The organism is Niallia taxi (genome assembly GCF_004005475.1).
Lineage (GTDB): Bacteria > Bacillota > Bacilli > Bacillales > Cytobacillaceae > Niallia > Niallia taxi.
Map to the genome: position 1 here is coordinate 89147 of NZ_RZTZ01000011.1, position 12444 is coordinate 101590.

Here is a 12444-nt window from a genome sequence, read left to right on the forward strand (position 1 = left end):
AAAAGGAAATACATATTCTTTTTTATTTACTATTAAATATCAATATGGTTAAATACAGTCAACAATGCTTTTCTTATATTGAAAGAAAGCATACGAAAGAGAGGTCATGATTAGGTTGTCATCGAGTTATAGTGTCCCCAATTTAGTGCTAGATGAAATTGATAAAACGATCCTTTCCATGCTGCATGAAAATAGTCGTGTTTCTTATACTGATATTGCAAAAGAAGTGGATTTGTCCAGGGTTGCAGTCCAAATGCGCATTAATAATTTAACAGAAAAAGGCGTCATTGAAAAATTCACAACGGTTATTAATCCGACAAAAATCGGTATTCATGTATCTGCCTTTTTTAATGTTGAGGTAGAGCCTCAATATTTAGAGGAGGTAGCGGCAAAGCTTGCTGAAGAGCATTCTGTCACAAGCTTGTATCATATGACAGGGCCAAGTAAATTACATATGCACGGTATCTTTGAAGATAATCATGAAATGGAAAAGTTTATGACAGAAAAAATGTATCCACTTCGAGGCGTTGTAAGTGTAGATTGCCAAATCCTTATTAAAAGATATAAAAGCAGAATGGGTATGAAGCTGTAATGACAATGGAATAAGAGCGAAAGAATGTGGTTATTCTTTCAACAGAATTCAGTTGTCAAAGGACAGCTGTTTTTTGTATAAAAGCGGTTCTTATATAATAGGGAACAGGCTTAATTAAGCGACAAAATTGTCGATAAATAATAAGGATGATAAGACTATAATTCACATATTATAAGCCGTGATTTTGTTACAGGTGGAAAATTCCCTTTTTTTACAAAATCATGAGTTTTTAATTGTAGGAAACGAAGGAAAGCGTTACTATAAAAAGGTACAGAATATTATTAGAAAGCCTTTAACAGACTATCCTCATCCACTGTTTTAAATGACTTGAAGGAACTACTTGATTAGTTATTTGAATTGGTTTTAAAGAATTGCTTAAAAGGTACGGAGGGTACAATATGGAGAATGGAGCACGTAATCTTATTGCAGATGACGAGAATAAAAGAGGAAACAGGTTCAACAAGAAAGGTAAATCAAAGCTTATTATAGGAATTGCCGCTGCCATTGTAGGAATAGCACTTATTTTAGGAGGATTTTTCTATTATCAAAGCACTCATTTTAATTCTCAAATAAAAATTAACGGTATAAACATAGGCGGATTGACTGCTGACCAAGCATTAAAGAAATTAGGCTCAACCGAATACAAAAATGTCGTTTATATTGGAGAAGACAAAGTCTTTGATGGTGAGGATACGAAAATTGAATATACAGATGATGACTTACCTACTATCAAAAAATTGTTAAAAAGCCAGCGTACATGGCTGCCTTCTTCCAAAGCAAAGGAATTTGAGCTGGAGCCAAGCTCAGATGCTTCATCATTCGCAGAAATAAAGCAGCAGCTCCAAGCTGAGCTAACAGACAGAAATAAAAGCTTAACACCACCAAAGGACGCACAAGCAGAGCTTAAAGATGGTAAAATTGTCATTACAAAAAGTGAAGACGGCAAGCAATATGACATTGACGGACTTCTCGAGCAATATGAAAAACAGCCATTTAAAAGTGAAATCCATTTAGAAGCTGCGTATATTACACCTATTAAAGAAGATAATCAAATGGTAAAACTAGAAGAGCAAAAACTACAAGAGCTTTTGGATCAAACAATTGATTACAAGGTACAGGATAAAACTTATGCTTTAAAAGGCAGTGATGTCATAAAAAATGCAACTATCACCAAGGATTTGAAAATTACTGTTGATCCAGGTGACATCGAAAATAAAGTAGCAGAAATAAATGAAACTCAATCAACCTTAAATAAAAACTTTAGCTTTAAGACACATACAGGTTCAGTTATCCAAGTAAAAGGACAGGGATACGGATGGGCGCTGAATGAAGAACAAGAGGCTGCAAGTGTTCAAACAGCCTTTGAAAATGGCGATAAATCCCTTTCTGCTGCTAATATTTACGGTAATGGCTGGACAAATGAAGGAATTGGTTATGAAACAACAGGCAATAACGGTATAGGCGATACATATGCCGAAGTATCCATTGCAGAACAAAAAGCATGGATTTACAAAAACGGAAAGTTAGTAGTAACAACAGATGTCGTAACAGGAAGACATAACACAAATGAAGATACACATCCAGGTGTATGGTATATCCTTTATAAACGAACACCATACACACTTAAAGGAACATCTGTTGGCCATGGCGGTGCATATGAAGTAGAAGTTGACTATTGGGCACCATTTACAAACGATGGTCAAGGCTTCCACGATGCTAGCTGGAGAACAAACTGGGCAAGCGATGCCTATTTAACAGCAGGTTCTGGCGGCTGTGTTAATACACCTGCGAACATTATGAAAAAAGTGTATGATAATCTTGACACATACGAACCCGTGATTGTTTATTAGTTTAAATGATGAGATTAGTAATTAGATAGAATGGTTGCTTTGTTAGCATATAATCAAGGCAGCCATTAAAAAAAGACAATGAAGTGTATCTTGATTGTCTTTTTTTATTGCATCTGTTGAAAGCAACATGCTCTTAGTAACTATGAAAAGAGAGTAGAATAATCCTCTTCGAAAGAACTATTCGTATAAGACTCCTTTTACGAATAGTTATGTTGGAGAAAATCTTAAATTTAAAAGGTATAGAGACGCATTGCAAAACTTTCCCAAAAAAACCCAAAAAGGATAATATGAATTATGTTGGCCAATGAAATATAAATGAGTTTTATTATGGTTTGAAAAGCCAATATCCATAAGGTCTAAGTATTATAAAAAATTCCGTTTTAGTTAACGAACTTAATAAGATTTAACTTGTAGTTAAATACAAAACGACTAATTAAGAAATTTTAAATTTAATCTACAGCTGGTAAATTCACGTAATTATTTACTATTTAGCACACTGAATTCGCAAGGAAAGAAGATTTTAAGTTTGCAACCTTATACTTAGCAAAGATCATTTGACAAACGGACGAAGATACATTAATGCAATTTAAATGACAATACATAAAAAATCGCTTTATTTTATGCTTAATGGCACAAAAGGGAGTAATTTAAAGAAAATAGAACTATTCGTATAATACTCATTTTACGAATAGTTGTTTTAAGGTAAATTATTATTAGATTGAAGACAGCTTAGTTAACATAATAACGATAATCTATAATATAAATGCATGCAGCGCTGGTTTTAAGCCAATTATATTCTGGAGCAATTTCATGATGATTAATGGCTAATATGCATAAAAATTTTCATATGTCGTAATTTGTCTAGTATTACAAGCATGCATTTTGATCAATAAGTTAAAAATTTCAGCTGAAAATCTAATATAAAACATTTTGTTAACAATAATCTTATTATGGATTTATAATGGATCACCGTAAGATTGCTATCAAACAGGTTTGATCTATAAATAAAGTACAGAAATCAGTCACAATATCATTGAATAAATCTGTTTAAAAGCAGACTGCAATTGGTTCCCCTCCCTTTTTTCCTGTTTAAATACTAATGCTTATTAGTTGGAGTAATTGGCTGTATATCCTTTTAAAAATCCTCATTATGAAGATACAAAAAAACATTTATCATACCATAAATCAACTTTACTATAATTTAATTATGTAAACTAGTATTCGTAAAAATTGTATTATACGAACAATTGTTCGGTCGTGCGAAAAAGGGCATTTTTTTGTTTAATAATAACATTACCGATTGTAAATCGTGATTAAATTTGAAATCAACAGTTGTTTTCAAGCCTTTTTTGATGTGTTTTAGATCATATCTCAGCAGCTACCTCTCTGCCATATATCAGTGTAAATTTCATAAGCGTTCCTACTCTAAGCAGAAACGCGAACAAAATGCGAACAGATGTAATTTAGTACAATTGCTGTAAAACCTCTGCCCTTTTTAATTGGTTCAGTCGATTTTCTTGGTATTCCATTTGATACATTGCTGAAAAAAGGACATTTAATATGTAGTCAAATGCTATTTGCGAGGAATATGTAGCTATTTTTTCCACTTCCTTCGTTTCTAAGCGAGGTACAGTAATGATTACATCAGCTAGATTACCTAGCTCACTTTCTGGTATAGAAGTTAGTAGCAGAATTGGTACCTTATGTTTCTTTATTAGTTGTGCTGCATGCAAATCATTTATAGATTTTGCATCATAGCTAATGAATAAGGCACAGTCCTCTGGCATTAGGTTTGCTGCATTTAATGCCCATTCTTCCCGCTCCTTAGCAAGGATAGCATACTTGTTAATCTTCCAAAGCCTATTTTGAAAGCCCTCTGCTCGAATATGCGAATCACCTGCAGCAAACAGAAAAATACGCTTGGCATGATATAACTGCTTTGTCATCTCCAGTAATGATTCTTCCTTTAACTGATGATATGTCTCTTTAATCGCTAGCTGCGACAAATACATAATATCCTCACTTATATTCATAAGGGACGAGTCACCTTCAAAAGGAATATCTGGATTTATTTCTTTATCTAAATCAGCTCTTTGTTCAATCGACTTTAAAAGCAGGATTTTGAACTCCTTAAAGCCTTTGATTCCCAGCTTTTGCACAAACCGAATGATCGATGCATTAGAGGTGTATGTTTGCCGAGCTAACTCTTGAATTGATATCTTTTCCATTAAAGCTGTATTTTCTAGTATAAAATCAGCAATTGTTTTCTCTGTTGTCGTAAAATTTGTTTTACTTTCAATCTGTCTTAACAACAAGCTTAAACGCTCCTTTGCACCTGAACTATTGTTCCGGAAATCTCTCGAAAAACAAAAGAAATCCAGAACCATTTTACCTAAATAAGCGTTTCCATGATAGATGATAGTATTCTTCCTCTCCTGCCCCTATAATATAACTATCAAGAGAATTAAGGAGTGAAAATAATGTTAACAATTGGCTATATTGGCAATGGAAAAAGTACAAACCGTTATCATTTACCGTTCGTTTTACAGCGCGATAATATTAAAGTAAAAACAATTTACCGTAGAAATGCTGCACGTGATGCTTGGGAGAAACATCCTGGTGTTAATTATACTACGAATTTGGATGAAATAATGAAGGATGAAGAAATTCAGTTAGTTGTTGTCAATACTTCTGTTGAATCTCATTATGAATATGCAAAAATGGCTTTAGATCACAATAAACATGTTCTTGTAGAAAAGCCATTTATGCTGACAGCAAAAGAAGCGGAAGAAATTTATGCATATGCCAAAGAAAAAGGATTATTAGTGCAGTGTTATCAAAATCGCCGCTTCGATTCTGACTTTTTGACTGCTAAAAAGATTATCGAAAGTGGAAAATTAGGCGACCTGCTTGAAGTAGAAATGCATTATGATTACTTCAGACCACAAACTCCAGAATCTACACACACATTTACGTACTATAATAGCTATTTATATGGACATGGCTGCCATACAATTGACCAAGTGATTTCGTATTTCGGCAAGCCAGATCATATTAACTATGATGTTAGACAGCTACTTGGCCCTGGCCGTATGAATGATTATTTTGACTTGGATTTTTATTATGACAAGCTGAAGGTTTCCATTAAGTCCAGCTTCTTCCGTTTGAAAGAGCGTCCAAGCTTCGTTCTTTACGGAAAAAAAGGTGTGTTTGTTAAACAAACGAAGGATCGCCAAGAGGAGCATTTAAAGTTATTTTATATGCCTGACAATGAAGATTTCGGCATAGATTTACCAGAGCATTATGGCGTATTAACGTATTTAGACGAAGACGGCAACTATCATGAAGAAAAGGTTGTTTCCGAAGTCGGCGATTATGGCCGCGTCTATGATGGCATGTATGAGGCTATTATTAACGGAGCAGACAAAATTATTAAAGATGAGCAAACCCTGCTATCAATGGAAATCCTTGAAAAGGGAATTAGCTATTGTAAATAAGCAGACAAAAAGACCTTCACAATAAATGTGTTGGTCTTTTTGTCTTATATAAGTCCGTATTTCTTAAAGCTATTATAAATCCCGTCTTCATCATGGCGATTGGTAATATCAGCTGCTGCTCTCTTCACTTCCTCATTAGCATTGCCCATGGCAATCCCATATTGAACAAATGAAAGCATTTCGATATCATTCAGTCCATCTCCAAATGCAAACGTATTTTCTTTGTTTATGTTTAAATGCTGAATAATCTTCTCAATGGCAGTTGCTTTATGTATCCCTAATAACGATATCTCCCCACTGTTTTCACCGAAAAACGGTACTGTGCTTGGAATGACCGTAAACGTTGATGAAAACTGCTGGCTGATCTTCTCAATAGGATAATCAGATCCTAAAAAAGCTACCTTATTGATATCTTCTCTTACTATCTCATCTTCTTCTATTAAACTGTCATAAAAGGACTGCAGCCAATTCTGCAGATCCTCTTTTGACTCTTGCTGTACTACTAGTAAAGAATCAATAATACCCCTTATTCGCTGCTTACAGCTTTTACTAGCAAATAATCCAGCATTCGATTCAAAAAAGAAATCAATTTTCTGCTCATTAAAATAATCGATTAATCTATGCAGGTCCTCCTTCACGATTACATCATGTGAAAATACAGCTCCATCTAGCTCGATATAACCACCTGCTGCTCCAACAATTCCATCAAAACCAATATCTAATACCTCTGGAAATAAAATTGATTTAGATCTACCTGTACATAAAAAAACTAAATGACCGTTTCTCCTAGCTGTTTGAATTGCTTGAATAGCTGAATAAGGAATTACCCCATTATCTGTTACAAGTGTTCCGTCCACATCCATAAAAATAATTTTTTGCATGTCCACACCCACTTTATTGAAGTTTATTAACAGCGCTTACTACTAAAAATTATATCATCTATTCACACAGAAGAATTATCCATTAAAAAAAGAAAAGATCGTATAAATACTATGATATGTGGAGGATAAAGTGATATAATAAAAATGTAAGTACATATGTTCTCTATTGAAGTACACGAGAGGTGGGAAGCTCCCCCTCCCTATCTATAAATTCAAACGAAAAGATCTTGTTATCCTGATATGAGGTGTGATAATGGCAATAACGAAACAACATGAAATGTATGAAAAGAGGCTCCAGGAATTGCTGAAGGAAATGCCTTATTATGTCGTTGAATATGTTGACGACAAATTGGATATTCGCTCCCCTCTCACTTTATTTAATTATGTTCGGGATTATAAGGAATTTTTCTCATGGCTGCTCGCAGAGAATATTGTGGCATGTCCAAATATAAAGGAAATCCCTGTTACCGCATTAGGAGAATTACCGCTTGCTGACGTGCAAAATTATTTTAAGTTTGCGGCAAGGAAAAAATACAAAATAACAGAAAAAGACGATATTACGAAAAAAATCAGCCCGAAAACAATCAATAGGCAGAAGTCGGCATTACGTTCTTTGTTTAATTATCTCACTTTAGAAGCAGAGGTCGACGGCGGTGAACCGTATTTCCACCGTAATGTCATGAAAAAAATTCCGATAAAAAAAGTGTCCGAAACATTTAATGAACGAGCCAAGAAAATCACCGAAAAGATTTTTATCAATGACAATGATGTCGAGTTTTTGGACTACATTGAAAATCATTATGAAGAAACACTTACCACAACAGAGCTGCGCTACTATAAGCGTGATAAAGAACGGAATTTCGCCATTCTTTCCCTTTTTTTAGGAAGTGGAATTCGTGTAAATGAATTGACCTCCCTGCGCTTGAAGGATGTTGATATTACAGCAGGTGAAATCAGTGTCATTCGTAAAGGTGGAAAAAAGGATACAGTGTCTGTCACTCCCTCTTCGTTAAAGGATGTCATTAAATATTTAGAAGTAAGAGCAACAAAGTATAAGGCTGGCAGTGGTGAAAATGAGTATCTGTTTATTAAATTGTATAAAGGCAATCCAGAGCCGTTAACAAATAGAGCGGTTGAGGATATTGTCTATAAATATACAAAGTCGTTTGATAAGCGAATGTCGCCTCATAAACTGCGCCATACGTATGCTACGAACTTAGCAGAGCATACTGGCGGTGATATTCCCCTTATCATGAATCAATTAGGCCATACTCAATCAGATATTTCCCTCCTTTATATTAATACATCAAGAGAAAAAGCAAAGATGGCGGCAGAATTACTGGATAAAAGGCGGCAAAATAAGGATGATTAACAGCAAGGCACTTCGCCTAATATGGAGTGCCTTTTTCTTTAAGTTTAGAAGTATATCTAATCTTCCTTGTTTCAAATACACCGTTCATGATAAATTAATCTCTTATTAAAGGTGACACATCATTTAATAATCGTTATCTCCCTCCTTAAAAAAGCCCAATTTTGTGGTGCAGGTAAATTAATTTGCCAAAACGTGGTGCCTGCTAATTGATTTCTATCTATTAATTTATACTTTTCCATAAAGCTTCTTATATCCTCAAACCAGACAATATGCTCTAACGTCCCAGTAAAGTATTGGTACCAGGGTGATTGTGCTACTGTATCATATTGGATTGTTACCCCTAATGAAATAGCATTATTCTGTGCTGCTAAAACGGACAAGCCTTTTGTAACATTTGTGGAAACTTCTTTGTCATAACCATATAAAGCCATCGCGATCAATAGCTTTTGTGGACTAACTAAACTTAGTGCATATGCCACGACCTGTTCAACAAATCCGATTGGTGAAACAGCATCAGGCGGACCGCCTGGATAGCCGTAATCAAGTGTCATGACTGCCATTAAATCGGCAGTATTACCTATAAAGGCATAATCATACCCGCCAACGATTCTATTTGTCGGCAGGTCAGCTGTTTTAGCATGCACATTTACTTGTAAAATCAATGTCCCTAACTGCTGTTTTAATGCCCGTATAAACGAATTAAATTCCTGCCTTCGTGCTGGCGGGACAAACTCCAAATCGAGACTGACTCCACCAAAACCACGAGTTGTTGCTAAGTTGACAATACTTGCTACAAAGTTTTGCCGGTATGTAGCATTTTCTAATACAGCTCCAGCTAAGGCTGCGTCAAAGCCTGCAGAGGTAAAATTTCTGATCATTAATAATGGAATGGTATTTAATTGCTTGCATCTTGTTATAAGTGCTGTATCATCTGCTTGAACATAAGCATATCCCTGTGCAGTGAAACTATAGTTTGCGATTGCGATATAGGTCAGCTCATTTGCAAGTGCATCGATACTCGCAAGATCTTTGACCGTATTGGAAGGCAGGATAAATCCTATTGTGCTTATGGAGAGTTTTGTTGCGGAAGGGATATTAAGCACTTGATCAATTGTTAATGTAGATAAATTAACCCCAGGATTTGCGGCAGTTATTGAGGAAATGGATGTATTAAAGCTTTGTGCTATACTCCAAAGCGAGTCTCCGCTTTTTACTTTATAGGACCGAACTGGCAACATATCGTCTGGAATGTAGAGAGCAAGCCCTGGGACAATAGAAGCAGGTGTGAGTAAACCGTTTGTGGTGATAATGGTATTAATATCTATATTATAGCGTACAGAAATAGACCATAGATTCTCCCCGCTCTCCACAACGTGAACAGTCATTAAAACATCACCCCCTAATTTATTTATATGGGGGACTTTTCAGAATATACGGGTTTTATCGTATGGTCTTCATACATAATACACACTATGAATTACAGCAAATGACTGTTTCCTTGCACGAAAAACTGCGATTGCTCGTAATTGTAGGTAACCTTAGAAAAATCAAATGGTTGGCCATTAGTTAAATGAAATATACTTTCTGCACACAGTTTAGGGTCCCCGCTTTCTAGCCCAAGCAAGCTTGCCTCTTCTTCCTGCAGTTTGCCGACTTGAAGATACATATCAGAGAATCCTACCTTCAATCCTAAACCTTCTGTAATATAATGAAAAATTGATTCGGAAATTATTTCTTTATTCAAATACGTGATAATGCCTTTATGATAATAAGATTCCTCCAAACATAATGTTTGGCCATTGATATATCGAACCCTTTTTACGTAATAAACCTCATCAGTCTCCTGGAGATTCAAGCTTTGTGCAGCCTCTTGTGTCGGTTTTCTGACATCAAAATCAATGATTTGTGAGGTTATTTGATAATCCTCTAGATCCTTTTTAAAGCCTTGATTAGAAAGGAGACTTATATAGCCTTTTCTATGATGTCTTCTAACAAAAATCCCGCTTCCTCGCACCTGAAAGATAATGCCCTTTTTCTCAAGCAGCTCAAGTGATTTTGTAATGGTGCTTTTGCTGACCTCATACTGGTTCATTAATGCTTCGATTACAGGCAGCTTATCTCCTTGCTGAAGCGAGTTTTCTTCAATGTATTTTTCGATTTCTGTTGCGATTTGCTGATACTTTAGCATAATACATTCCCTCTTATTTAGTCACTTAAACAGGATTATAGCATAAATCAGCGAAAAACTCATTTTCTAGTATTCACACATAAAATAATTTGTTGGTACTTGATAAATTATACCGATACAATTATAATGTAAGCGTATAAAGCATGAAGGAGGGGTACAATTTGGCAGGAAATGTTAGAGATTATCCAAAGCTGGCCAAGGATATTTTAGAAGCTGTTGGCGGTGAGGAGAACATTGTAGGAGCGACGCGCTGTGCTACAAGGCTGCGCCTAGTATTAAAGCGTTCTAATCCAAAAGCAAAAGAAGAAGTATCTGCTATGCCAGGTGTTGTGACAGTTGTCGAAAACAGCGGTCAATTCCAGGTTGTTATCGGTCAGCATGTTGGCGAGGTTTACGAGGAGTTTTCCAGTCTCATAAACTTAGATACAACAAACGACACAGCAGCTGAACATAAAGGTACGATCCTTAATCGGATTATCGCCACAATGTCTGCTGTATTTGCACCATTTGTATACATATTAGCAGCAGCTGGTATACTGCAAGGTTTGTTAATTCTCATAAGCTTATTGTTTGATAGCTTCGCAGAATCTGGTACATATCAAGTTTTCAGCTTCATCTCTTGGGCACCATTCACATTTTTACCGATTTTCATTGCCATAACGGCTTCCAAGCATTTTAAGACAAACATGTACATCGCAGTAGCATGCTGTGCGGCATTGGTGAGTCCGACATGGGCAGAAATCGCTGCGCAAATTTCTGAAGGTTCAAACATCAGCTTTATCGGAATTGCGTTAACAGAAACAACTTATACATCTTCTGTATTGCCACCATTGTTTCTAGTGTGGATCTTATCGTACTTGGAGCGCTTCTTAAACAAGCGAATCAATGAAGTGATAAAGCCATTATTTGTTCCCTTTTTCAGTTTAGTAATTATGGTACCGTTAACAATCGTGCTTATTGGTCCTTTATCAACAATGGGTGCAAACGGAATTGCAAACGGCTATAACTTTTTAGCAGAAAATGCGCCTATCGTGGCAGGAGCTATCATTGGCTCTTTATGGCAGGTTATCGTTATATTCGGTGTCCATTGGGGCGTAACGCCGATGGTTCTGGCTAACTTTGATTTGTATGGAAGAGATTCCTTCCAAGCGTATCAAACAATCGCTGTTATCGCACAGGTTGGTGCAGTACTTGGTGTTATTTTAAAAGCGAAAAACCAGGAAACGAGAAAAGTCAGCATCTCTGCTGGTGTAACAGGGGTTTTCGGAATAACAGAGCCAGCTATTTACGGTGTCAACCTGCGCTTTAAGAAGCCATTTATCTTTGGTTGCATTGGCGGTGGTATTGGAGCTATTACAGCGAGCTTCTTTAATCCATATTACTTTGCTTATGCAGGTCTACCAGGTCCATTGACAATTGTGAATGGCATCAATTCAGAGTATCCATCATCCGTTTGGGGAATTCTTATCGGGTCTGCAATTGCGATCATTCTACCTGTTGTGTTAGTCCAAATCTTTGGATATGGTGAAAAGCAAGAAAGCACAAAGAAGACAGACAAACAGCCTGAAGCTACACCAGCTGCGATGGAAATGGCAGCTGCATCCGAAAACGAAGTAACAATTGGTTCCCCGCTCAGCGGTAAAGTAGTACCTCTAACTGCTGTGCCTGATGAAGTGTTCAGCTCAGGTGCAATGGGTCAAGGTATTGCGATTGAACCAACAGAGGCAAAAGTGTATGCTCCTTTTGAAGGAACGGTCGTAATGATTGCACCAACCAAGCATGCTATTGGATTAAAAGCAGAAAACGATGTAGAACTATTGATTCATATTGGCTTGGATACGGTGACACTTGATGGCAGTCCATTCACTGTCAAAGTAAAGGATGGAGAAAAATTCAATAAAGGTGATTTATTAATTGAATTTGATAAAGACTATATCTTGGAAAAAGGCTTAAAAACGATTACACCTGTAATCATTACAAATTCCTTTGCTTATGAACAAATCATCAGTGAGGATTTGGAAAATTGTACATTTAATCAAAAATTGTTTACAGTAGTTAAATAAG

The 12444-nt window shown here is 36.0% G+C and carries 9 protein-coding genes; 5 read left to right on the plus strand and 4 right to left on the minus strand.

The genetic code is table 11. The features are described 5' to 3' along the window. Nucleotides 1-106: 106 nt before the first annotated feature. Both EM808_RS21100 and EM808_RS21105 read left to right on the plus strand, forming a co-directional pair. Nucleotides 107-592 carry an Lrp/AsnC family transcriptional regulator gene (locus EM808_RS21100; protein WP_375545232.1) on the plus strand — a complete coding sequence of 162 codons (486 nt, stop codon included), beginning with the start codon at nt 107-109 and terminating at the stop codon, nt 590-592. Nucleotides 593-990: 398 nt separating this feature from the next. Beyond that, complete coding sequence (locus EM808_RS21105) at nt 991-2442, plus strand: L,D-transpeptidase family protein (protein WP_127740487.1); 1452 nt, start codon at nt 991-993, stop codon at nt 2440-2442. Nucleotides 2443-3905: 1463 nt separating this feature from the next. Here EM808_RS21105 and EM808_RS21110 read toward each other — a convergent pair. Further along, a complete protein-coding gene (locus EM808_RS21110; RefSeq protein ID WP_127740489.1) occupies nt 3906-4757 on the minus strand; it encodes a MurR/RpiR family transcriptional regulator in 852 nt (283 codons plus the stop codon). 165 nt (nt 4758-4922) lie between these two features. Here EM808_RS21110 and EM808_RS21115 point away from each other — a divergent pair, with 165 nt between their 5' ends. Further along, nucleotides 4923-5939, plus strand: coding sequence for a Gfo/Idh/MocA family oxidoreductase (locus EM808_RS21115; protein WP_127740491.1), 1017 nt, complete (start codon nt 4923-4925; stop codon nt 5937-5939). Nucleotides 5940-5983: 44 nt separating this feature from the next. Here EM808_RS21115 and EM808_RS21120 read toward each other — a convergent pair whose 3' ends face one another. Continuing rightward, nucleotides 5984-6820: a Cof-type HAD-IIB family hydrolase gene (locus tag EM808_RS21120; RefSeq protein WP_127740493.1), complete on the minus strand. Its 837-nt coding sequence runs from the start codon at nt 6818-6820 to the stop codon at nt 5984-5986. 253 nt (nt 6821-7073) lie between these two features. On the opposite strand from EM808_RS21120, the gene xerS reads away from it, so the two are divergent. Beyond that, complete coding sequence (gene xerS, locus EM808_RS21125; protein ID WP_127740495.1) at nt 7074-8192, plus strand: tyrosine recombinase XerS; 1119 nt, start codon at nt 7074-7076, stop codon at nt 8190-8192. A 119-nt stretch (nt 8193-8311) separates the two neighbouring features. Here the strand turns inward: xerS and EM808_RS21130 are convergent, their stop codons facing one another. After that, a complete protein-coding gene (locus EM808_RS21130; protein WP_127740497.1) occupies nt 8312-9577 on the minus strand; it encodes a glycosyl hydrolase family 18 protein in 1266 nt (421 codons plus the stop codon). A 92-nt stretch (nt 9578-9669) separates the two neighbouring features. Next, the gene (locus EM808_RS21135) at nt 9670-10380 is read right to left on the minus strand and encodes a GntR family transcriptional regulator (RefSeq protein WP_127740499.1); all 711 of its coding nucleotides are present in this window, start codon (nt 10378-10380) and stop codon (nt 9670-9672) included. Between the two features lie 161 nt (nt 10381-10541). On the opposite strand from EM808_RS21135, the gene EM808_RS21140 reads away from it, so the two are divergent. Next, nucleotides 10542-12443 carry a beta-glucoside-specific PTS transporter subunit IIABC gene (locus tag EM808_RS21140; RefSeq protein ID WP_127740501.1) on the plus strand — a complete coding sequence of 634 codons (1902 nt, stop codon included), beginning with the start codon at nt 10542-10544 and terminating at the stop codon, nt 12441-12443. The last annotated feature ends 1 nt before the right edge of the window (nt 12444 follow it).